General features: G+C 61.7%; 23 protein-coding genes. 11 read left to right on the top strand and 12 right to left on the bottom strand.

What is annotated here, in order from left to right; translation table 11 throughout:
* Positions 1–141: 141 nt before the first annotated feature.
* Positions 142–606 (top strand): hypothetical protein, encoded by a 465-nt coding sequence (locus DBR16_RS04000; RefSeq protein WP_161539402.1) that lies wholly within the window; start codon positions 142–144, stop codon positions 604–606.
* A 114-nt stretch (positions 607–720) separates the two neighbouring features.
* Entirely contained in the window at positions 721–3,474 is a 2,754-nt protein-coding gene (locus DBR16_RS04005) for an NHL repeat-containing protein (protein ID WP_109259917.1), read from the top strand.
* Between the two features lie 592 nt (positions 3,475–4,066).
* On the opposite strand, the gene DBR16_RS04010 is transcribed toward DBR16_RS04005, so the two are convergent.
* From DBR16_RS04010 to DBR16_RS04025, 4 genes are all read right to left on the bottom strand, one after another.
* Complete coding sequence (locus DBR16_RS04010) at positions 4,067–4,846, bottom strand: DUF6624 domain-containing protein (RefSeq protein WP_109259918.1); 780 nt, start codon at positions 4,844–4,846, stop codon at positions 4,067–4,069.
* 89 nt (positions 4,847–4,935) lie between these two features.
* The gene (locus DBR16_RS04015; protein WP_109259919.1) at positions 4,936–5,373 is read right to left on the bottom strand and encodes a flagellar basal-body protein FlbY; all 438 of its coding nucleotides are present in this window, start codon (positions 5,371–5,373) and stop codon (positions 4,936–4,938) included.
* The gene (locus DBR16_RS04020; protein WP_109259920.1) at positions 5,370–5,699 is read right to left on the bottom strand and encodes a rod-binding protein; all 330 of its coding nucleotides are present in this window, start codon (positions 5,697–5,699) and stop codon (positions 5,370–5,372) included. The genes DBR16_RS04015 and DBR16_RS04020 overlap by 4 nt, the downstream gene beginning before the upstream one ends.
* 2 nt (positions 5,700–5,701) lie before the next feature.
* Positions 5,702–6,817 carry a flagellar basal body P-ring protein FlgI gene (locus tag DBR16_RS04025; protein WP_109259921.1) on the bottom strand — a complete coding sequence of 372 codons (1,116 nt, stop codon included), beginning with the start codon at positions 6,815–6,817 and terminating at the stop codon, positions 5,702–5,704.
* A gap of 239 nt (positions 6,818–7,056) precedes the next feature.
* On the opposite strand from DBR16_RS04025, the gene DBR16_RS04030 reads away from it, so the two are divergent.
* Together DBR16_RS04030 and dksA are read left to right on the top strand one after the other, a co-directional pair.
* Positions 7,057–7,467 (top strand): flagellar assembly protein FliX, encoded by a 411-nt coding sequence (locus DBR16_RS04030; protein WP_109259922.1) that lies wholly within the window; start codon positions 7,057–7,059, stop codon positions 7,465–7,467.
* 144 nt (positions 7,468–7,611) lie between these two features.
* Entirely contained in the window at positions 7,612–8,055 is a 444-nt protein-coding gene (dksA, locus tag DBR16_RS04035) for an RNA polymerase-binding protein DksA (RefSeq protein WP_109259923.1), read from the top strand.
* 3 nt (positions 8,056–8,058) lie between these two features.
* Here dksA and DBR16_RS13840 read toward each other — a convergent pair whose 3' ends face one another.
* Together DBR16_RS13840 and DBR16_RS04045 are read right to left on the bottom strand one after the other, a co-directional pair.
* Positions 8,059–8,832 (bottom strand): hypothetical protein, encoded by a 774-nt coding sequence (locus DBR16_RS13840; protein ID WP_125184494.1) that lies wholly within the window; start codon positions 8,830–8,832, stop codon positions 8,059–8,061.
* Positions 8,771–9,331, bottom strand: coding sequence for a DUF488 domain-containing protein (locus DBR16_RS04045; RefSeq protein ID WP_233347564.1), 561 nt, complete (start codon positions 9,329–9,331; stop codon positions 8,771–8,773). Before DBR16_RS04045 ends, DBR16_RS13840 begins: the two co-directional genes overlap by 62 nt.
* Before the next feature lie 898 nt (positions 9,332–10,229).
* Here DBR16_RS04045 and DBR16_RS04050 point away from each other — a divergent pair.
* Positions 10,230–10,592 carry an endonuclease domain-containing protein gene (locus DBR16_RS04050; protein WP_109259926.1) on the top strand — a complete coding sequence of 121 codons (363 nt, stop codon included), beginning with the start codon at positions 10,230–10,232 and terminating at the stop codon, positions 10,590–10,592.
* 282 nt (positions 10,593–10,874) lie between these two features.
* Positions 10,875–11,237, top strand: a complete 363-nt coding sequence (locus tag DBR16_RS04055) for an endonuclease domain-containing protein (RefSeq protein ID WP_109259927.1) — start codon at positions 10,875–10,877, stop codon at positions 11,235–11,237.
* Positions 11,238–11,698: 461 nt separating this feature from the next.
* On the opposite strand, the gene flgH is transcribed toward DBR16_RS04055, so the two are convergent.
* From flgH to DBR16_RS04075, 4 genes are all read right to left on the bottom strand, one after another.
* The gene (flgH, locus tag DBR16_RS04060) at positions 11,699–12,574 is read right to left on the bottom strand and encodes a flagellar basal body L-ring protein FlgH (protein ID WP_109259928.1); all 876 of its coding nucleotides are present in this window, start codon (positions 12,572–12,574) and stop codon (positions 11,699–11,701) included.
* A 127-nt stretch (positions 12,575–12,701) separates the two neighbouring features.
* Entirely contained in the window at positions 12,702–13,637 is a 936-nt protein-coding gene (gene flgA / locus DBR16_RS04065) for a flagellar basal body P-ring formation chaperone FlgA (protein WP_109259929.1), read from the bottom strand.
* A 10-nt stretch (positions 13,638–13,647) separates the two neighbouring features.
* Entirely contained in the window at positions 13,648–14,433 is a 786-nt protein-coding gene (flgG, locus tag DBR16_RS04070; RefSeq protein WP_109259930.1) for a flagellar basal-body rod protein FlgG, read from the bottom strand.
* 13 nt (positions 14,434–14,446) lie between these two features.
* Positions 14,447–15,184, bottom strand: coding sequence for a flagellar hook-basal body complex protein (locus tag DBR16_RS04075; protein ID WP_109260047.1), 738 nt, complete (start codon positions 15,182–15,184; stop codon positions 14,447–14,449).
* A gap of 262 nt (positions 15,185–15,446) precedes the next feature.
* Here DBR16_RS04075 and DBR16_RS04080 point away from each other — a divergent pair, with 262 nt between their 5' ends.
* Genes DBR16_RS04080 through DBR16_RS04100 form a run of 5 tightly spaced genes read left to right on the top strand, consistent with a single transcriptional unit; the run spans position 15,447 to position 21,561 of the window.
* Positions 15,447–15,995: a flagellar basal body-associated FliL family protein gene (locus DBR16_RS04080; RefSeq protein ID WP_109259931.1), complete on the top strand. Its 549-nt coding sequence runs from the start codon at positions 15,447–15,449 to the stop codon at positions 15,993–15,995.
* An 8-nt stretch (positions 15,996–16,003) separates the two neighbouring features.
* Positions 16,004–17,116 carry a flagellar motor switch protein FliM gene (gene fliM, locus DBR16_RS04085; protein ID WP_109259932.1) on the top strand — a complete coding sequence of 371 codons (1,113 nt, stop codon included), beginning with the start codon at positions 16,004–16,006 and terminating at the stop codon, positions 17,114–17,116.
* Positions 17,113–17,502 (top strand): DUF6468 domain-containing protein, encoded by a 390-nt coding sequence (locus DBR16_RS04090; protein WP_109259933.1) that lies wholly within the window; start codon positions 17,113–17,115, stop codon positions 17,500–17,502. Before fliM ends, DBR16_RS04090 begins: the two co-directional genes overlap by 4 nt.
* 2 nt (positions 17,503–17,504) lie before the next feature.
* Positions 17,505–18,218, top strand: a complete 714-nt coding sequence (locus DBR16_RS04095) for a MotE family protein (RefSeq protein WP_109259934.1) — start codon at positions 17,505–17,507, stop codon at positions 18,216–18,218.
* A complete protein-coding gene (locus DBR16_RS04100; RefSeq protein WP_125184495.1) occupies positions 18,202–21,561 on the top strand; it encodes a hypothetical protein in 3,360 nt (1,119 codons plus the stop codon). The genes DBR16_RS04095 and DBR16_RS04100 overlap by 17 nt, the downstream gene beginning before the upstream one ends.
* On the opposite strand, the gene fliP is transcribed toward DBR16_RS04100, so the two are convergent.
* Entirely contained in the window at positions 21,558–22,328 is a 771-nt protein-coding gene (fliP, locus tag DBR16_RS04105) for a flagellar type III secretion system pore protein FliP (RefSeq protein WP_109259936.1), read from the bottom strand. The genes DBR16_RS04100 and fliP overlap by 4 nt on opposite strands.
* Positions 22,325–22,618: a flagellar biosynthetic protein FliO gene (locus DBR16_RS04110; RefSeq protein WP_109259937.1), complete on the bottom strand. Its 294-nt coding sequence runs from the start codon at positions 22,616–22,618 to the stop codon at positions 22,325–22,327. The genes fliP and DBR16_RS04110 overlap by 4 nt, the downstream gene beginning before the upstream one ends.
* Between the last annotated feature and the right edge of the window lie 10 nt (positions 22,619–22,628).

Consider the following 22,628-nt stretch of genomic DNA (forward strand, 5'->3'; position numbering starts at 1 on the left):
TCGTTTAAACGGCCTTAGCCACCGATCCGTCGACATTTAGCTCTTTGACTTCCTGGTGCAGACCGAGTGGTATGAGAATAACATCTCCGCGCGAATGGCAAGTCCGGCAACGCGTAGGGCTAGCACAATCGGAGCGAAGCGGTGCGAACCGGAATACTGACAATATTTCAATTGATTATGCTACTATTTCTATTTGGTTGCGACCAATTCGATGGCCGCGATACGGGATCCAAACAGGCGTACAGCCTTTGCCCGACGACAGACGACGCCCGGGAGAGATTGGTTGATCAAGTGAGGGAATTTGCTGAGCAACAAGACGCACGGTTGACTGATCGAAGCGCCGGCGTTCAACAAGAGCTTTCGGATATCGGATCAAGCATTCTCACCGATACGGGTGGGGCACCTGTTCTAATGACGGTTGAAAAACCGGATGTGTTTCGCGTTGGGATAACCAATCTGGGCCTGAGAACCAAGTTTGTACTCTCGGTCAGAATCTGGAACGAAGCTGAGGGTGCAGGCCCAGTTGATGCCTTTATGGCCGAAGTAGAAGAATTCTGGGCAATCGAAGCAGTCGAGGGCGGCGTTTTGGACGACCCGCCTTGCTGACGAGAATTCCGACCAAATTCGGTGACCGAAAACCTCCCCATTCACCAATAAAATAAACGAATTCCCAATGTCTCGGGCGCACATTTGTAGGTCAATTGACCGGAGTGCGCCCGCGTGAATATCACGCCCTTTGATTTCTCTGCCCTGACCGGGTGGTATCAGGCCCAGACCGCGACGCGGCTGGCGAACCTGGCACCGCGCGCGTCCGGCGTGAGTGCGGGCGAGATCAACCCGGCGGCCCGGCAGGGGGCAGACGTTCTGCCGCCCTGGGATGTGCGCGGCGAGATCACCGGTCTTGACGAAGTCAGCCGCAAGGCGCTGGCCAGTGGCATTTTCTTCGATTCAAAACTGTCGGAGTTTTCCGGCACCGATGCCTCGACCGACATCAAATCCCTCTTTGCCATGCATCAGGGGCTGCGCCGCCTCTATGCGCTGGCCAATGAGGCCGCCGACAAGACCACGATTGACAGCCGCCGCACCTTCCTCGACCGCCGCTTTTCCGAAGGTCTGGGCCAGCTCGACAGCTTCTTCCAGGATATCGACCTGCAGGGCGTCAGCGTCCTCAAGGGTGAGGAATTGTCCAAGGCCGAGGCCGGCGTCGCGATCAAGCGCGGCCTGTCGGAATATACGACCGGCATTCTTCATTCCGGCGATTTCGATGCCGAGGTGGAAAGCCTGACCGGCAATGTGCAATTCACCATCTCGGTGAAGAAGTCCGGCGCCACCACCCCCATCACCATCGATCTGGCCGATATGGGCGCAACGCCGCGCAATCTCGACAATATCGCCGCCCATATCAATTCGCAGCTGGAAGCCGCCGAGATGATCTCCCGCTTCGAGCGCGTGAAGATCGGCGAGAAGGACGAGAACGGCATCGTCCCCGGCAATAATTTCGGCTTCAGGATCTCCGGGGCCTCGACCGAAGTGCTCACCTTTTCCGCCCCCACTGCCAGCCCCGCCGTCTATCTCGCCGGCAATTCCGGGCTGGGCGACACCGCGGCCGGGCAGGTCGTCAAGCTGACGGATCTGGCCTCCGGCACACCGACATCGGAATTTTCCCGCCGCCTGGAAGCGGGCGCGGACGAGATCACCACGGTCAAGGATGACGGCACGGAAAAGACCACCACCGAATCCAATCCGCTGGAAATCGCCGACACGGCGCTGGGTGCGGATGGCGCGCTCTATGTGCTGGGCAAGACCAGCGCCGGCATTGAGGGCCGCATCGTCAAGGGCGAGAGCGATCTCGTCCTGCAGAAGATCGATTCCACCGGCAAGACCGTCTGGACCCGCACGCTCGGGGCCGCCGACGAGGCCGCCGGGGCCAGCCTGACCGTTGATGCCAATGGCGATATCGTGGTCGCGGGCTCGGTGCAGGGCGCGCTGGGCGACACGACCGATATCGGCGGCACGGACAGCTTCGTCGCCAAATTCGACGCCGCCGGTGTGGAGCAATGGCTGCAACGCTTTGGCGGCACCGGCAATGACCGCCCCGCCGCCGTCACCGTCGCCGCGGATGGCCGCATCTTCGTCGCCGGACAGGCCGCCACCGCCTTTGGCGGGCAGAACCATCAGGGCGGCGCCAATGACGGCTATGTCCGCGCCTTCAACGCCGACGGCACGCTCGATTTCACCCGCCGCACCGGCGCATCCGGCGATGAACGCGCCGAGGCCGTGGCCATTGCTTCGGATGGCGGCCTGCTGGTTGCCTCGAACGAGGACGGGCGGGCGATCCTGCGCAAATATGACAGTGCGGACGGCAATTCCGCCGCGCTCTGGGAAGTCGATCTCGGTGATCTCGAGGATGGCGCCATTGGCGGCCTGACCGTTGACGGGAATGACATCTATTTCGCCGGGTCCGCCGGGTCCGGCTTTGCGCCCAGCGCGCCCCTGACCGCCCATTCCGGCGGCCGCGATGCGGTCGTCGTCAAGCTCACCGACGGGGCCACGCCGACCACGCAATGGACGCAATTTGTCGGCTCCGATGCCGATGACAGCGCCAGCGCGGTGCAGGTCTCGAGCGGCACCGTCTATCTCGCTGGCAAGACCACGGGCGAACTCGCCGGGGCGACGCAGAACGGCACCCGCAACGCCTTTGTCGCCTCGCTCGATACCGCCACCGGCGCCACCGGCTTTGCCACCCAGATTTCCGGCCGCGGCGGGGTGTCGGCGGCCACCGGCATCGCCATTGACCCCGCAGGCGACAGCGTGCTCGACGATCTCGGCCTGCCGGCGGGCACGCTCGCCTATGCCGACAGCCGCGTCGTCACCGACCGTACCTCGGTGCGCGAGGGCGATTTCTTCTACCTCTCCGTCGATGGCGGGCGGCGCAAGAAGATCACCATCGATGCCGATGACACGCTGCGCGCCGTCACCTTCAAGATCAACGCCGCCCTGGTGCTGGATGGCTCCGGCGATGTCCGCCGCACCAAGGACGGCGATGTGCTGCGCATCACCCCCAAGCCGAATTTCACGATCGAGCTGTTTTCCGGCACCGAAGGCCGCGATGCGCTGGCCGGGCTGGGGCTGACGGCGGGATCGGTCACCGGCAAGGAAAGCTTCCTTGATCGCGACAAGACGTCAGCGGCCCCGAAAGTCTTCGCGCTGGAGCTCTCCAATGATCTCTCCCTGGCCAACCGGGACCGCGCCAAGGCTGCCGCCAAGGCGCTCGAAGATGCCATGAATGTGGTCCAGCGCGCCTATCGTGACCTGACCACGCCGCAGGCCCTGAAAGACCTGCTCAATGGCGAGGGCAAGGGCAATCGGAACGGCCCGGTCCCGGCATATCTCACCGCCCAGATCGCCAATTACTCCGCCGGCCTTGCGCGGCTGCAATCGGGCGGCGGCGGTGGCGGCGGCGGATTTTTCTAGGCGTCACTTTCCGTCATCCCGGACGGAACGAAGTGACGATCCGGGACCCATTCCGTAACGTCACGCTTCCAGCATGGGTCCCGGGTTCTCGCTGGCGCTCGCCCCGGGATGACGGGAGAGGGATAGGCGTGGTTCGAGGCCGCCTGCGGCGGCACCTCACCATGAGGTGGGTATAACGCCCGTCATCCTCAAACCGTCATCACACGGCCGCGCTTGCGCGAGTCCGGGTGATCTCAGTTCTGACAGGAGGTCTCCCGAACCCCGCGTCCACGAGGGCAGGTAAATTGGGGGATGAAGGGATTATTGGCAGCACTTTGGCATAAAGCCAGACACCCCACCCCGCCGACCCTGACGGATCGTCGACCCTCCCCATCAAGGGGAGGGGAAAAACGCCCAACGATGCAAACACTTTCCCCTCCCACTGGTGGGGAGGGGTAGGGGTGGGGGGAGGATGGCTGATAGCCACCTTGATCACCCCACCCTGACGGCTTTGCCGTCTTCCCTGCGCATCAAGGGGAGGGGAAGGGAGCCAGTGCCGTGTCGGGCACACCCGGACGAAGACGCATGTAAAAAAGATGACGGCCGGCGCGTCTCAGTGCCGCTGATCTGACGAGCAATTCTCCGCAATTCGCGACACATAGGCCGCGTGATGTTCCAGCCCCACGCTTTCGCGTCTTGCGTCCATCTCCTCGAACGTGCCAGCATAGGGCCGCGCCTCCCATTGGCGCAGCCCGGTGCACCCGCCCTGTGATCCATAGAGCTGCGGGTCGCCGGAATTGACGGCAACCCGGTCGGTCAGCAGGGCATAACCGGAGGGGCGTGTTTCCCCGGCGTCCACCAGCCCGTTCAACAGATCGAGCATTTCACGCTGGAAGGCCACATCCCGGTCGGCATGCTGGACAATCAGAAAGGCGGCCTGATCCGCCCCTTCGCCGAATTCTGATATGGTGAACCAGCCTTGGTCGGCCACCACTGCGCGCAGCCATTCGCGGTTGCGCGCATCCAGCGCGGAGGTGAGATATCCCATCATGGCGCGCTCTTCGGGACTGGTTTCAACAGGATCGTCAGGCCGCTGGATAGAGCGAAACCAGAGCCGTGCAAACTGTTCCTGCGCGACAAGGGTGAACAGGCAATCTGTTGTTTCGCCCTCGGTTGTGTCCCGGTACCAGATCCAGAGTTCCCACGAATTTTGCGGCTGATCCGTATCCAGAGAGAGCGATGACAGGGCCCGGGCCTGTTCGGCAACCATGTCCCGGGAAGCGCCGGACATGTGCGAAATCTGTTCCAGATCCATCGCCGTTTCAATGTCGCTCGGGCAAGCGGTTGCATCCGAGGCCATTAAAAGCACAGCCGCAATACTGGCAGACATCATCCACTGGCCCTTTCGGTTGCAGCGCAGCCGGCAGATTGCAGGGAAGTCATGGACGCCGCAAGGGCACGAACCCGGTAACGGGCGGCGGCCTAAGCCCTTTGGTTCACCGCGATCGACGGCGTCGCCGGGCGGCGCGTGCCGGGGCCATAGCCGGTGTCCTGGTCCTGCAGGCGTCCGGCTTCATCGGCGACGGCGCGGACAATGCCCTCGGTTAAAACCCGCAGCGCCTCGACCGCGCGGCCATTGGCCTCCAGCGCGGCGGTAAAGCGCACCGTCTCTTCCTTCAGCTGCGACTTGAGAGCCTCGGGCGCGCCCTCCAGCCGGTCGGGCTGTTGCTTCACCGCGGCAATCTCGCGCCGGTAGATGGTGGCCAGCTTGGATTTTTCATCCTGGAAGGCTTGCGTATCCAGCGGCCGCCGCGCCTCGAACAGCGCGGTCTCCTGCTCGATCAGCCCGGTCAGGCGCGTGGTCAGCAGGATCAGCGCCTCGGCGCGTTCGGCGGGCGAGTTGGCGGCCAGAAGGCTCATGACATCGTCTCCTGATAGCGCAGGATTTCAGCCGTCAGATTGTCCGACAGGCCGAGCCCGCCCGTCCCCGCCATGACGCGGGCATATTCCTCGTGCAACAGGCCGGAGAAGGCCTGCTCGCCGGCCCCGCCGCCAAACGGATTATTCTCGCCCACGCCCTTGAACATGGCTTCCACCATTTGCGACAGGAAGAAGGCTTCAAAGTCCTCGGCAACCTGGCGCGCCTCTGCCTCGTTCTCGACGCGGCGCAGCGTCGGCTCGCGGCCCGAAGACGCCCCGGAGAGCGCTTGCGACAATTGCATGTCAGGGGAGAGGAGCGTGTCCATGATCAGAGCACCTCGATCTCGGCCTGCAGCGCGCCGGAGGCGGCAATCGCCTGCAATATCGCGATCATGTCGCGCGGGGAGACGCCGAGCGCGTTGAGGCCATCGACCAGATCCGACAGTGATACGCCTTCGTCCAGCATACCAAGCTGGCTCATATCCTCTTCCACCGAGACATTGGTGCGCGGCAGCACCACGGTTTCACCATCGGTGAAGGGCGCAGGCTGGCTGGCGACCGGGCTTTCGGTGACCGAGATGGTGAGATTGCCCTGCGCAATGGCAACGGTGGAGACGCGCACATTCTCGCCCATCACAATGGTGCCGGTGGCTTCATCAATGATGACGCGGGCAGGCAGGTCCGGCTCGACGCGAAGCAGCTCCACCTCGGCCAGAAGGGCGACCATATCGCCCTCGAAGAAGTCCGGCCGGGTCAGCACGACCGTGGCCGGGTCGGAGGCGCGCGCCGCTTCGGTGCCGAGATAATTATTGATGGCGATGGCGGTGCGCCGCGCCGTGGTGAAATCCGGGTTGCGCAGCGCCAGGCGGATGGCCGAACGGCCCGCCAGATCAAACGCCATTTCGCGCTCCACCAGCGCGCCATTGGCGATGCGTCCGGCGGTCGGCACGCCGCGCGTCACCGAAGCGCCATCGCCCTGGGCGGCAAATCCGCCAACCGCGAGCTGGCCCTGGCCGACGGCATAGACCTGTCCGTCCGCACCGATCAGCGGCGTCGCGATCAGCGTCCCGCCCTGCAGGCTGCCGGCATCACCGATGGCCGACACGGTGATGTCCACCCGCGTGCCCTGCGTCGCAAAGGGCGGTAGATGCGCGGTGACGATGACGGCGGCGGTATTGCGGGTGTTCAGCGTGGCATCGCGCGTATTGACGTCGAAACGCTCCAGCATCGCCGACAGGCTCTGCCGGGTGAAGGCGGCATTGCGCAAACTGTCGCCCGTGCCATCCAGCCCGACGACCAGGCCATAGCCGACCAGCTGGTTGTCGCGGACGCCTTCCACATCGGCGATATCCTTGATGCGGGAATTGGCATGCGCCGGCGCGTTCAGCACCAGACAGCCGATGAGAAAGGCGATGAAGGCGAAGATATAGGTGGCGCGGCGCATTTCCGGGGTTCTCCCCTTGTGGTTCCTGCGGGGGAAGGTGCGAAATCCGTGCCAAAGCGCACAGACTTCAAGCCATTGAAATTCCGTTGAAAACCGGCCCGGCCACGGCGCGCCCCATAGGCAGATCCGCCGCTCCCGGCAGAAATTGCCGTGCGCAATCACAGCTTTAAAAGCTTGTTAAGGCGAAGCAAGGGAGTCTCCGCCTGTCATCACTGACACGCAGGAAGGTTTGCCGATCCATGAAGGTCACAGGGCCCAATTCCGCCGCCTCCGTCTCTTCCGCCAAACGCCGCTCCGGCGCCAGCGGGGAGGGGTTTTCCGTGGAGACGCCGTCGGGCGGATCCGCCGGTGTGGCGAAAACCGGTTCGGCCTCGGCGGTCACCTCCGTGGACGCCATACTGGCGCTGCAATCGGTGGGCGATTTCACCGAGGCGAGGAAGAAGGCGACCATGCGCGCCTTCTCCCTGCTCGATGTGCTCGATGATCTCAAACTCTCACTGCTCGATGGCGGCATTCCGCGCGCCAAGCTGGTCGCCCTGATGGACCTGCTGCAGACGCGCCGCGAATCAACCCACGACCACCGGCTGGAGGCGATGCTGGACGAGGTCGAGACCCGCGCCGCGGTCGAACTCGCCAAGCTCGAACGCTAAACTGTGGATAACACTTCGCTTTTTACACGAAATTGTGACGGCGTTTTTCCCCCGCCAAACCGCGCTTGCGCGTTGACTCGATTAGCGTCCTGAGTAGATTGCGCCGCGCCTGTCGAGGGGCGGTAAAATATCGGAGTGTGCGTTATGGCGAAGACAAAAGACGCCTCGGTCTCTGAAATCGAACTTCCGGCCGGTTATGTGCCGTCCCCCAAAGAACCCTTCATGAATGAGCGTCAGGTCGAGTATTTCCGGCGCAAGCTGAATGCGTGGAAGGACGAGATCATCCGCGAGAGCAAGACCACGCTGGAAGCGCTGCAGGAAGATATCGGCGCCATGCCGGATATTGCCGACCGCGCCTCGACCGAAACCGACCGCTCTCTGGAACTGCGCGCCCGCGACCGCCAGCGCAAGCTGATCGCCAAGATCGACTCGGCCCTGCGCCGCATCGAGGACGGCACGTATGGCTATTGCGAGGAAACCGGCGAGCCCATCAGCCTGAAACGCCTCGACGCCCGCCCCGTCGCCACCCTGTCGCTCGAAGCCCAGGAACGCCATGAGCGCTCCGAGCGCGTGCATCGCGACGATTAAGATTCACGACAAGAACAAGTCCGATTGGTTGTCCTCATCGATCCTGATCATCCCAACAAGCAACCATTGCGACTTCCGACGAGAGTGTGTGCTGAAGGCCAGCGCCATGCCTCGACGCATGTAATCGTTCTCGTATGTCTCCTTTAGCGAAACAATCCCTGCCTTGTCGCCGAGGTTTTTGCTTCTGCGGTAAAAAGCAGTTGTGGTCTCCCAATCATCGCAGGTGTGATTGTGAACTCTGCCATCCTGGTCCGCCCATTTGACGTGGAACGAGAATGGGCAGGGCTTCATCGGATCGACAGGCTTATCGAACATCGTGTATTGCCGAGCATACTCCGCGTGTTTTCGTGTCTCATCGGCCACCATTGCGTCGGATTTTCTTTTGGCCGTGAAATCTAAATTTCGGGGGCGCACTAACGCCAACGACTCGCCGCGATCAGCAGCCTCTACGAGCGACGCACGGATGAGTGGATTTATGAAGGCCGGTCGTTGCGATATCGTCAGTGCTTTTGAGACAGATAGCGTGTCAGCATCTACTCGTTGGCTTTCCCAACGGTCGTCTGTTTTGGGGCTGGTATACTCGTATTCAATCCAGTCCCATCGTTTGAACTGGGAGCCGCGCTCGAGAATTCTAAACGGAACAGGATAAAGGCGTCGCCACCTTCCATCACGGCCTAACCCTGCGCAACAGACAGTTTCAAAATAATCGCTGGATCTATGCGGCAGTGCTTTGACGACTATGAAGCACTCGTCTTTTTGCGTGGAAAGTCGGCTCAATTTCGCGAACCCCAAGATGTTGAGGTTTCAAGCCTATACGACCCGCCACTATATCCGCAACTATAGAGCGATGGCATGTGCTGGGATCACGTTCATAGCAGAGTAGGCAAGCGTGTTGTTTCTCCACGATTAATTCAATTTCATCGAGAGCTTCTTGGGCGGCCATTGATGCAACCGCTTCATCGTAGATTTTGCGAAACTTCTTCCATTCGCCAGCCCTTGCTGCTTCGCGACCAGCTTTCGGATCACCGAGTTCGCGAAGGTGAAGGTAATCAATGCCAACAGCCTTGAGAGCATCTGACAAAGCAGTCTTGGAGAACCCCTTTCGCCGCGATTGCGCGCGATCGCGAACATCGACCAGAATTTCAACGCCTGCCGTTTGCAACGTTCCGATAAAGTGGCTGAGTTGCGCGGACTCGTATCCAATAGTTGAAAGCATGATGATCTCCCTACCGCCAAAATTGAGTGTGTCGGTTAAAGAATCAACAAGCGAACGCAATCCTGAACCACCTCACAACCCGATGACCCGCTTCCTGCGCCCGCGAAAGCGGGTGTCGCGAGGACAGGCAAGCCGGAGGGTGACGGAGTTGGAGAGGGGGAGAGTGTGGTTCGAGGCTTTGCTGCGGGACGTCCAACCCCTCACCCTGGCTGCTCGCCGCAGCGCGGCTTCGCACCCTTTCCCTCTCCCCTTTGAAAGGGGAGAGGGTAGAGGAAGGCGGCCACGCGAGTGGGCGGCTTTCGAGGGTGAGGGGTTGGTTTCCCCTTCCGCAAGCGGGGAGGGGAAATAGCGCCCTGTTTTTCACCCATACAAACGCGTCATCACCCGGTTTATCCGGGTGATCTCCATGACATCGGGATCACCCGGACCCGCGCGTGGCGCGGCCGTGTGATGACGGGTTGGGGGTGCAAACTGACTTCCCCTCACCCTGGCTGCTCGCCGCTGCGCGACTTCGCACCCTTTCCCTCTCCCCTTTCAAAGGGGAGAGGGTAGAGGAAGGCGGCCACGCGAGTGGACGGCTTTCGAGGGTGAGGGGTTGGTTTCCTCCTCCTGTTTACGGGGGGCAGCAAAACACGTCACCCCACCCTGACGGCTGCGCCGTCTTCCCTCCCCATCAAGGGGAGGGGAAAAGACGCCGGCGCTGAAAACTTTCCCCTCCCCCGCCGTGGGGAGGGGTAGGGGTGGGGGGCTGGTGTCGCGTCCGCCATCTTCACCCCACCCGGTCCTGCGGACCACCCTCCCCATCAAGGGGAGGGGAAGAACGCCATCGGTTCAAACATTCCGTCTGACCATCAAGGGGAGGGGAAAAGAGCACCGAACGCTGCCAATACTTTCCCCTCCCCCGCCGTGGGGAGGGGTAGGGGTGGGGGGTAATTGCAACCCGTGATAAGCTGGACCCATGCCCAGCCGTGCCCAATCGCTGCGCAATAGCATGACCGATCACGAACGGCTGGTCTGGTATGTGCTGCGCGGCTGGCGCGAACAGGGCTTTCATTTCCGGCGGCAAGCCCCGATTGGCGGCTTCATTGTCGATTTCGTCTGTCACAAATACCGTCTGGTGATCGAGATTGACGGCAGCCAGCACGGCTTTGAAGACAACTCGAAACGAGATGCCGCCCGCGATGCCTGGCTCCGCAGCGAAGGCTATGAGGTCCTGAGGGTCTGGAATGTCGATGTCCGGGAGAATCTGGATGGCGTGATGGACGGCATATATGCGGCGGTTTGTGAGCTCCGCAGGCGTCAGGAACAGGATGATTCGTAGTCTGATCACCCCACCCCGCCGGTCCTGACGGACCTGCGACCCTCCCCATCAAGGGGAAAAGAGCACCGAACGCTGCCAACACTTTCCCCTCCCCCGCCGTGGGGAGGGGTAGGGGTGGGGGGCTGGTGTCGCGTCCGCCATCTTCACCCCACCCGGTCCTGCGGACCACCCTCCCCATCAAGGGGAGGGGAAAGAGAACCAACGCTGCCAACACTTTCCCCTCCCCCGCCGTGGGGAGGGGTAGGGGTGGGGGGTAATTGCAACCCGTGATAAGGTTGAACCATGTCCAGCCGTGCCCAATCGCTGCGAAACCGCATGACCGATCACGAACGGCTGGTCTGGTATGTGCTGCGCGGCTGGCGCGAACAGGGCTTTCATTTCCGGCGGCAATCACCGATCGGCGGCTTCATTGTCGATTTTGTCTGCCACAAATACCGTCTGGTGATCGAGATTGACGGCAGCCAGCACGGCTTTGAAGACAACTCGAAACGGGATGCCGCCCGCGATGCCTGGCTCCGCAGCGAAGGCTATGAGGTCCTGAGGGTCTGGAATGTCGATGTCCGGGAGAATCTGGATGGTGTGATGGACGGCATCTATGCGGCGGTTTGCGAGCTTCGACGCAGGCAGGAATATGATGGTTCCTAGTCTGATCACCCCACCCCGCCGGTCCTGACGGACCTGCGACCCTCCCCATCAAGGGGAAAAGAGCACCGAACGCTGCCAATACTTTCCCCTCCCCCACCGTGGGGAGGGGTAGGGGTGGGGGGTAATTACCGGCATGGCATTTGCCATCATCACCCCACCCTGACGACTGCGCCGTCTTCCCTCCCCATCGAGGGGAGGGGAAACGGGCCTCTGGTTCAAACCCTCGTTCAAGCCATCAAGTGAAGGGGAAAAGAGCACCCAACGCTGCCAACACTTTCCCCTCCCCCGCCGTGGGGAGGGGTAGGGGTGGGGGGAGAAAAAGGGCATCTGTCACATCCAGATCCCGGATCGCGCGCTATCGCGCTTGTCCGGGATGCCTGCTCCGCAGGCAAAAATAACCCCTGCCGTCAGAAACGGCAGGGGCCAAGGTGCGCCACTGGGTGGTGGAGGTTTGCTCTGCCCTAGAAGGGCCAGAGAATGTCGTAGATTTCCTGGCCCAGGCGCGGGCGCTGGACGTCGGAGATATGGCCGCGGCCGCCATAGGAGATGCGCGCTTCGGCGATCTGGGTGTGGCGGATCGTATTGTCCGAGGCGATGTCCTGCGGCCGCACCACGCCGGAGACGAGGAGCTCGCGGATCTCGTTATTGATGCGCACTTCCTGCCGCCCGGCAATGGCCAGATTGCCATTCGGCATGCGCCCGGTGACCACCGCCGCGATGGACAGATTGATCGTCTCCTGCCGGCTGACCGCGCCATTGCCGCTGTGCGAACCCGACGAGCCGAAACTGGTCAGCGAGGCGGGATCAACCGCATCATTGAAGAATTGCGAAAGCGCCGCTTCGCCGCCGAGGAAATTGGTCAGATTGCTGTCTTCCGAGGCCGTGCGCGTCCGGTTGGTCGAGTTCTGCACATTGGCGCTGTCGGAGATATTGATATTCACCGTCAGGATATCGCCCGGCGACGCGGCGCGCGGATCGCCGAAAAAGGTCTGGCGTCCCGGCGTCCACAGGGAATTGGTGGGCGAGGCCTCGTAATGCACCGGAACGGCCCCGGCACGGGCCCCGTAAGCGCTGCCATATTGCGAGGCGGGCGGCGGCGGATAGCCGGACTGTCCGCCCTGTTGCGGCTGTCCGTATGGGCCGTTTTGTCCCCCCTGTGTGGCGGGGGCGTTATACTGCGGGCCATAGGCCGGGTTCGCGTTTGACCCTGTGGCATAGAGCGCCGGATTCTCGATCGGTGTGAGGGCGGGCACGGACCCCACCTCGGCGAGCCGGTCGGCGGTGGCGCAGGCCGGAAGGACAAGCGCGGCGGAGAAAACGAGCAGTTTACGGATCATGGCAATTTTCCCAGTGTTGTTGATTTTATTGTTCTTATTGGCTTCAGATGTTGGAGCTGTAGTCGTCGTTGTAGTAGTTGTAGTAGGAGACAAAACGTCAAAAACTGTAGGAGTCTCCGATTTTGAATCAGGACGGTCCGGCGGTAACGACGCGGGCGCGGCCCGGCCCTTCCACCATGGCGTCCACCGTCCGGTTGGATTGCAGGTTCACAAAGCGGGCGATCTCGTTCTCCCCGGCATCCTCCAGCGCGCGGGCGCGGGCTGTCAGCGTCAGGCCCGGGACCGAGAACACCAGATTCACCGTCTCGCCGCGCGCTACGACGACCGGGGGCTGCAGGTCATAGGCGCGGACCGGCTCGCCCGGACGCAAGGCCCGGCGCGCTTCCAGACCGGCCATATTGTCGGGATTCATCATCGCATCGGCGCGCACCCGGTCGGCGCGGACGGAAATCCAGTCGATATCACTGTGCTCGATCACCTGTCCGGCGGGAATCGGCCGCGCCAGGACCGGCACCTCCAGCGTCGCAAAAGCCCGGCCCGACAGGCGCACGGGCACCGCCCCGTCATAGGCAACCAGCTCGGCCTGGAACACGCCGGTGCGGCTGGAAAAATCCATCTGCGAAATCTCCGGCAGGCCGCGCGCCTCGACCGGCATGTGCAGCGCCCCGGCACCCGACAGCTGGACCTCATACTCATTGCCATCGCGCATATTCAGCTCGGCGGCGATCATCTCGGTCAGCAGGCCGGTATCGATCATGCGGCTGGCGCGCTCGATGGTGACGCGGCGCAGCTGGTTCGCATTGGCCCAGGCGAGGCCGTTATTGCGCGCCTGCTGACGCACATAATCGGGATCCAGCGAGGTGCGGCGGCCCGGTTCCGGCGCGCGGGCGATGACCACATCGGCGGCGTCTCCGGTGATGCCGAAGAGATCGCCCAGCGTCACCATATCGGCTTCGACACGGATATCGCTGCGCAGCATGACCGCCTCGTCGGCAAAAGCCGTGGCGAGGATCTGCGGCGGCGGGGCGAGAACGAGGGCGAGGGCGAAGAGGACGGTTTTCATGGCTTAATCCTCAGCGGAGATTGGAGCTGGCGGCCAGCATTTCATCAGACGCCGAGATCACCCGCGCATTCATCTCATAGGCGCGCTGGGCCTGGATCAGGGCGGTGATTTCGGAGACCGCATTGACGTTGGAACTTTCCACAAACCCCTGGCGCACAACGCCGAATCCGGTCGATCCCGGCGTGCCGCTGGTCGCCGCGCCCGAGGCCGCGGTTTCGGTGAACAGATTGTCGCCGCGCGCTTCCAGGCCTGCCTCGTTGAAGAAGGTCGACAATTCCAGCTGGCCGACAATCTGCGGGTTCGGGTCGCCATCAATGATGGCCTGCACCTGTCCCTGCTGGTTGATCGCCACATCGCGCGTGCCCTGCGGAATGGCGATGCCCGGCGCGACGGTATAGCCGTCCGTGGTCACGATCTGCCCGTCCGGGCTGATGGCGAAATTGCCGGCGCGGGTATAGGCATCCTCGCCCGAGGGCAGCTGGACGCGGAAATATCCGCGGCCCGAAATGGCCAGGTCATAGCGGTTGCCGGTCTGGTTCAGACTGCCCTGCTCGGTGATCCGGTAGACCGAGGCCGCCTGGACACCGAGGCCGATCTGGACGCCGGTCGGCACGATCGTGCCGGCATCAGAGGACGACGCACCCATGCGCTCGACGCTCTGATAGATCAGGTCCTGGAATTCGGCCCGCTGCCGCTGGAAAGCGGTGGTGTTCATATTGGCGATGTTGTTCGAGATCACCTCGACATTCATCTGCTGGGCCTGCATGCCCGTAGCGGCGGTGGTGAGAGAACGCATGGTATAACTCCCCTTAGACGCGGCCGAGGCGTTCGATCGCCTTGCGGCTCAATTCCTCGCCCTGTGAGATAAAGCGGGAAACGGATTCATAGGCCCGCATGGTCTCGATCATGCGGGTCAGCTCCAGAATGGGCTGGACGTTCGAGCTCTCGACATAGCCCTGACGCAGCTGGAAATCGGCGGCGAGATCGGCTGGCGCGTCTTCAGACGCCGCATAACGGCCGGAGCCGGTCTTCGCCAGCGCGCCAAGATTTTCAAAGGTATAGATGGCCAGCCGGGCGATCTCGGCATTGTTCTGGACCAGCGCGCCGTCCTCGGAAATCATCACCGGTCCCTGTGCCGGATCGATCAGGATGGGCGCGCCCAGATCATCCAGAACCAGTGCACCATCGGACGCTGCCAGCCGGCCTTCGCCATCAATGGTGAAGCGGCCGTCGCGGGTATAGAGCGCGTCGCCATTCGCCGCCTCGACCTGGAAGAAGCCGTCGCCTTCCAGCGCGACATCCAGCTGGCGGCCGGTAAATTCCAGCGTCCCCTCACGGAAATCCCGGCCAATGCCCCAGGCATCGACATATTGAAGGTCTTGCGGACCATCTTGTGATCGGGCGGTGGAGGCCGCCTCGCTGCGCAGCAGCAGGCTTTCGACGTGAAATCCGGGCGTGTTGGCATTCGCGATATTGTTCGCGGTGATATCCATTTCGCGGCGCAGCGTCAGCTGTCGCGAAAGCCCTATCATCAGAGCATTTTCCATGGCGCGTTCCGTCCGTTCTGGATCGATATGTTTCAGCACCGTCTTCCGCAGTGCTTGTTCCACCCGTTGCATCCAGCGTGCCATGGTTAATAACGCTGCATTTCAATAGCTTGGCGCGTCAGATCGCCGGGATGGTTGGCGCATCCCGGCAGTTTGCGGCCCACCAGGCGGCAGGAATTGCCGGGTTGGCGGCAATTGCAAACGCCTCGTTAACCGGACCGGGCCTTAATCAGCATTTGATTCCAAGAATCGGAGCCGGAAAATGGCGGACGAAAACGAAGAGATCGAAGACGGCGCGGAAGGCGAAGAGGCTGAAGGCGGAAAAAAGAAGCCGGGCCTGATGAAGCTGGCACTGTTTATCGGCCTGCCCGTGGTCATCCTCCTGCTTGGCGGGACTGCGGCCTTCCTGCTTCTGTCCGGCGGTGGAGAAGATGCGCAACTTGCCGAAGCTGGAGAGCATGGTGAAGCCGCTGACGGTCAAGACGGCCATGCCGCATATGACAACTTGCATTATGTGGAATTGCCGGAAATGCAGGTCTCCATCTCCAACGGCAATGGCGGCTTCTCTATTCTGTCCATGCAGCTCCAGTTTGAAACCGAGGAAGAAGACTTTGCCGCTCATTTCACGGAATCTGAGCAGGCGCGAATCCGGGATCAATTCATTGCCTTCCTTCGAGAGTTGCGGCCTGAGGATCTGGCCGGCAGCGCGGGCTATCAGCGCGTACGCATGGAATTGCTGCGCCGCGCACAGCTCGTACTCGGCCAAGACCGGATATCGGCTGTTCTCATCACCAATATGCTGATCGTTTAGGACCATTCATGGCGGACGCTGCAGAAACAGAAGCCCCGGAAGCCACTGAAGCCGAGGATGCCTCCGGAGACGATCTCTCCGAAGAATGGCAGTCCATGGTTGGTGAAGAAGGCGGCGACGGACAGCCCGGCGCTGCGCCTGAGCGTATCCTCAACCAGGACGAAATCGACAGCCTTCTGGGCTTTTCGGTCTCGGATGAGGAAGGCGGCGACAAGTCCGGTATCCGCGCCATCATCAATTCGGCGCTTGTCTCCTATGAACGCCTGCCCATGCTGGAAATCGTTTTTGACCGCCTGGTGCGGTTGATGACGACCAGCCTGCGTAATTTTACCTCGGACAATGTCGAAGTCAGTCTCGACAACATCTCGTCCATGCGCTTCGGCGACTATCTAAATTCGATACCGTTACCGGCCATTCTGTCGGTATTCCGCGCCAAACAGCTGGACAATTACGGCCTGCTGACGGTCGATTCCAATCTGATCTATTCCATCGTCGATGTCTTGCTCGGCGGCCGCCGCGGCAATAGCGCCATGCGGATTGAAGGCCGGCCCTACACGACGATCGAACGGACACTGGTCCAGCGCATGATCGAAGTGGTGTTACAGGACGCCAAGTCGGCCTTCGAGCCCCTGACCGAGGTCGATTTTGCGCTCGAACGGATCGAGACAAACCCCCGCTTTGCGGCCATCGCACGTCCGGCCAATGCCGCCATTCTGGTGAAGCTGCGCGTGGATATGGAAGACCGGGGCGGGCGCATCGAATTGCTATTGCCCTACGCCACGTTGGAGCCCATCCGGAAAATGCTGTTGCAGCAATTCATGGGTGAGAAGTTTGGACGTGACAATATCTGGGAAAGTCACCTCGCCACGGAACTTTGGTCCACACAGATGGAAGTCTCGGCGGTTCTGGATGAAATCCGGATGCCATTGGGCAAGGTGATGGACATGAAGGTGGGCGACACTTTTTACCTCGATGCGTCGTCCGACAGCGCCATTGAACTGAAGTGCGGATCCGTTCCGCTGACACGGGGACGCATGGGGCGGCTTGGCTACAATGTCGCCGTACGCCTGGATGCTCCGCTGACCTCCCGCGCCAAGAAAGCATTGTTGAGAAAAGTATGACCCTTGCCACGCTTGTCTTTGAAGGCGCTGTTGCGCTGCTCGTCCTGATTGCTGCGGTGATGCTGTGGCGCGTGGATGCACGATTGCGCGCCCTGCGCTCGGGACAGGATGGAATCCGGGCGTCCATCATCGCGCTGGACGAGGCATCCGAACGCGCCCGCGCCAGCCTTGCCGGGCTTCAGCGGGCGGCTCGTGAAAGCGGTGAATCCTTGGAAGAGAATGTGCGCCGTGCACAAGGCCTGTCGGATGAGCTCCGGCTTCTGGTGGAAGCCGGTGATCGTCAGGCCGACTCCATAGCATCGCGTCCAAGCCGCAAAACGATTGCTGAACACTTTCCCGAAGGTGGACGGAAAACCGTCTATACTGATCTGAAGGATGTACGATAATCATGCGTCCGGTTCGTCTTCTCGCAACAGCCGCTGTTTTGGCAGGCGGTCTATTCGTTCTCAAGGCGCTGGAAGTCGGGGTCAGCGCAGCGGACGCGCTGACGGCATGGAGTCTCTCCGAAGAAGCCGAAACCCCGGCGCAGCAAGACGATACAGGCCTCACCGATGAAACCGCTTCACCTTTGCCGGAAAACTCGATCGGTGCTGCACAATGCCCGCCGGTTCAACCCGGTCCGGACCAGTCGAGCCTGTTCGCTGCCAGCGTCGGTCTCAGCCCGTCCCAAGCCGATGTTCTGACGTCCCTCCGGGAGCGGCGGGATCAGCTTGATGGGCGCGCCCGTGAACTTGATACGCGTGAACAATTGCTGGAAGCCGCAGAAATACGCATCGACGAACGTATCGTCGAGTTGCGTGCCCTGCGCGATGATATCGAAACCCTCCTCGGTACACTTTCCGAGGAAGAAGAAGCCGAAATTGCACGTCTGGTGTCGATCTACAATAATATGGAAGTGGATGCCGCCGCTGAAAGGCTCGCCGCCCTGGATCCGCAAACTCAGGTTCAGATTGTCACCCGTATGGCCGCCCGCAAGGCCGGTGAAATCATGGGCGAAATGAATGTCCGCGATGCTGCCAATCTTACCGCATTGATCGCATCGCGCCGTGATGTTCCTGATACAGCAGCCGAGCTGGAGGCGCGGATTGGCACTGAGGGCTAGCCTCCTTTCCAGCCTGACCGGGATTATGGTCTGTGCTTCGGCTTATGCCGCCGAGCCGGTCAGTTTCTCGGTCGAGCGCATCAGTGGCGTGTCCCGCATTGTCGTGGCCTATCCGGAAGCTTTTTCCGATGAACGCCCGGGCGCAGAGGCTGAAATCGTGGGCGGCCAGGTGCTGGTCGTTCGCCTGTCGGACGCCATCGAAGGCAGTGCCGGTGAAATCACCAGCCGCCTGGGGGATCTGGTGGCGCTCGCCCGCGTCGATCCCGATGGTAATACTCTGCGGCTCGCCTTGCGCAGCGGCACGGTGACGCCGCGAATATCCTCGTCTTATAATCTTGTAGCAATTGACCTGGTGCCGGCAGGGACACAACCGCTCCCGGATATTGTATCCCCGCGCGAGCAAGCTGAAATCGATGCCGCCGCAGCCGCTGCTGCAGCCCCGCCCCCGCCACCTCCTCCTGCTCTGGATGTCGCGGTCTCCTTCGGACAGGCAGCAGAATACACCCGTATCGAACTGATCTGGCCGGAAGTCGTGGAATATGAACTGCTTCAGGACGGGGATATCGCCACGGTCGAGTTTTCAGCACCTGCAAATATGGACTTGGTTGAGTTGCGGACGTCCGACCCTCGTCTGCTGGAAGACATTGAAGGCGAACGCGGTGAAAATGACTACCGTCTGCGCCTGACCCTCGAAGACGGAGCCACAGCCCGCATCTGGGACGAGGGCGAACGCGTTGTCATCGACCTGCTGGCCGATGGCGTCACAAATCCGACGGATGTACTGGCAGCCCTGGCTGCGCTGGCCGATGCACAACCGCCTGAAGAAAATGCGCCCGAATCCCGGCAAAATCCGTCACCGACCGCCGATCCGGATGTGGCAGAAAATGAATTGGACGAGCCGGAAATCGAACCCGGTCAGACGGTGCCGGTGCCGGACATTGAGGACAATGGTCTCAGCTATACGCCCGTCGAGCGCGCTGATCCGGTTCCGGCCAGTGGTGTGGTTCAGGCCCGTGTTGTGGAAGCGGACGGAGAGCTCACGGCGTCCTTCGAATGGGCGGCACCGGTCGGAGCGGCTGTCTTCCGCCGCGGATCTGCCGTCTGGATTGTATTCGATGCAGAAGCGGATTTGAATCTCGATGAGATGGCGCACGGTTCGCGCGGGCACGTCATCGGCTTCACCGCTGTGGTGGGGCAGGATTTTACGGCCGCCCGGGTCGTTGTACCGGAATCCACACAGGCAGAAGTCTTCAACGAAGGGCCGGTCTGGCGCATCGTGTTGGCCGAGCGAATTGAATCGCCGCCGCGTCCGATTTCAGTCGAGCGGGATGCCCGGCGGGGTGCGTCTGCCCGCATTCTCGTCACGTTGCAGGAAATGGGGCAAACGCTCTGGGTCGATGACCCGGTGGTCGGTGACACGATGGCGGTGATTACCGCTGGTGGTCAGATACAGGGTTCGCCCGGCCGCCGTGATTTCGTGGGCATGGCGCTTTTGCCCTCCAGCCATGGCGCGGCGATGGAAGTCACTGCCGATGATGTGGTCATGACCACGCAGGGCGAAGTCGTGGTATTTGCCCGCCCGGAAGGTTTGGCGCTATCGCCGACCTCCGACAGCATTCTGGCGTCCGGACGCCGCAGCCTCGACTCCCCGGCCTTCATGGATTTCGAGCGCTGGCAGCGCCAGGGCGAATATTGGCCGACATATACAGAACTCTATGCCCAGGCCGCACGCGGAACCACCAGCGACAGGATCACGCTTGCCCGATATATGCTGGCAAACGGCCTCGCGGCGGAGACACTGGGCATTATTGACGTTGCGATTGATCGTGATCCTGCAATGCAGAGCAATGCGCACGCATTGGCGTTGGCAGGTGTCGCCAGTCTGATGATGGGCCGGATCGAAGATGCCCGTCTGGCCTTCAATGCGCCGGAGTTGCGCAATGATCCAGGTGTTGCGCCCTGGCAGGCCATGGTGGCTGCCGAGCGAGGCGAATGGGAAGAGGCCAGCCGGCGGTTTGCGGCGTCGCGCGAGACATTGTTCGATTACGCGCCCGAATGGCAGTCCCGCTTTCGCGTTATGCATGCTGAAACCGCTCTTGAATTGAATGATTTTGCGTCCGCTACAGAATTGTTGCGGAATCTGGATAGCCAAAATCCCGGTCCGGAAATTGCGGCGCGAGCCGACTGGCTGGACGCTCGGTTGGCGGCGGCGTCCGGTGACACCGCTTCGGCCTTGCGCCAGCTGGAGGCCCTCTCGTCTTCGGGAATTCCGGAAATCCAGGCGCTGGCTTTGCTGGAACTTTACAAGATTCGGATCGAAAACGAGCTCATTTCGCCAACCGAAGCCGTTGAGGGTCTGGAAATGCTCCGCCTGCGCTGGCGCGGGGACACCATAGAGCTTGAAACCATGAATTTGCTGGGCCGGCTCTATGTCCGGGAAGGGCAGTTCAGTGAGGGCCTGCGGATCATGCAGAATGCCCGGGCTGAATTTCCGGAAACTCGCGCAGCCCGCCGTACCGGCCAGGAAATGAGCCGTATTTTCAATACGCTTTTTCTGGATGGTGCCGCGGACCGGATGGATCCGATAGAGGCCGTCGCCCTGTTTTATGAACACTCCTACATGACCCCGATTGGTGCAGATGGCGACCGCATGATCCGGCGTCTGGCGGACCGCTTGGTGGCTTTTGATCTGCTGGAACCGGCAGCGCAGCTTCTGGCTCATCAGGTCAATGAGCGCTTGCGGGAACCGGCCGCCCGCGCCCGTGTCGGCACAGACCTCGCCGTGATTTATCTGATGGATCACCGGCCCAGTGAAGCCTTGACGGTGATCCGCTCCACCCGTGTTGCCGGGCTGCCATCGGAACTGGTGGCCGAACGCCGTATTCTGGAAGCGCGTGCCTTGTCCGAACTGGGACGGCATGAACATGCGCTGGAATTGATCGAACGCGATACCAGCGAGGAAGCCCGCCGCCTGCGCGCCGATGTGGCATGGGCCCAGCGTAACTGGCCGGATGCCGGCCGCCGCATCGAAGCGGCGCTCGGCAATCGCTGGAGTGACCCGCAACCGCTGACAATTGACGAACAGGCCGATGTCCTGCGGGCCGCCATTGCCTATAATCTGGCGGAAGACCGGTCAGCGATTGATCGCCTGACGACACGTTACGGTGCGCAGATGGCAACAACCGATCAGGCTGAAGCCTTCGACGTTCTGACCAGCGACACCTCGGCCAGCGGCGATGTCCGGATTGGTGATCTGGCCCGCCAGATTGCCGGAGTCGACACGCTGGATGCCTTCATGGGCCGCTTCCGTGACCGCTTCTCGGACGACACGGATCCCGCCTAGCCGGGCGGTGAGATCGTTGCAAAACTCTGGACAAGACTGCCCGCGACCAGACGCCAGCCATCCACCAGAACAAAGAATATCAGTTTGAAAGGCAGCGAAATCACGATGGGTGGCAGCATCATCATGCCCATCGACATCAGAATGGACGCCACCACCAGGTCGATGATCAGGAAGGGAATGAACAGGAGAAAGCCGATTTCGAATGCCCGGCGCAGCTCGGAAATCATGAAAGCGGGCGCCACAACATGAAACGGCGTTTCCTCGGCGCTGGCCGGCGGATCTCCTGCCATGAAACCGATGAACAGGCCAAGATCATCTTCCCGCGTATGCGCCAGCATGAAAGTTTTGACCGGTGCGCTGGACCGGTCAAAGGCCTCGGTCAGCTCGATCTCGCCATCCAGGAGCGGGCGGATGCCCTGCTCATAGGACTGACTGAAGACGGGCGCCATGATGAATCCGGTCAGGAAAATTGCCAGCGAGATCAGCACCGCATTGGGCGGGCTTTGTTGCAGACCGACCGCCGTCCGTAACAGTGAAAGCACCACCACGATCCGCACGAAAGACGTTGTCATGATGACAATGGACGGGGCCAGCGACAGTACGGTCAGCAGCGCCATCAATTGCAGGACACGCTCCGTCAGCGTGCCCTCATCGCCCAGATCCAGCGATATGCCGGGGCCGGCGGGCGCCGCTGCCCAGACCGATCCGCTGACCAGCAGAAACCCGCCGATCAGTGCGAATATGCCGGCCCAGCGTTTCAGGCTCATGGAGTCGGCCTTTCGTCATGGGGCAGCAGCGTTTCGTCCGATGCCCCCAGCAGCAAGGCTTTTTCCTTGCCATCAATCTCAACGATGACGATTCGGCGCCGCGGGTCGAGCACCAGTGTCTCCACCACCCTCATGCGCCGCTCACGTTTCACGCCTGCAAGCGCCCCGCGTGAAACGCCAGAAAGGAAGCTGGCCAGCCATCCCTGCCTGGCGCCCAACGCCAGCAGGCCCAGCAGACCCAGAACCACGGCCAGCGCGGCGATGTATCGGGCGGCATCGACAACGTCCAAGGTGGGCAAT

The sequence above is a fragment of the Hyphobacterium indicum genome (assembly GCF_003129605.1).
Classification (GTDB): Bacteria; Pseudomonadota; Alphaproteobacteria; order Caulobacterales; family Maricaulaceae; genus Hyphobacterium; species Hyphobacterium indicum.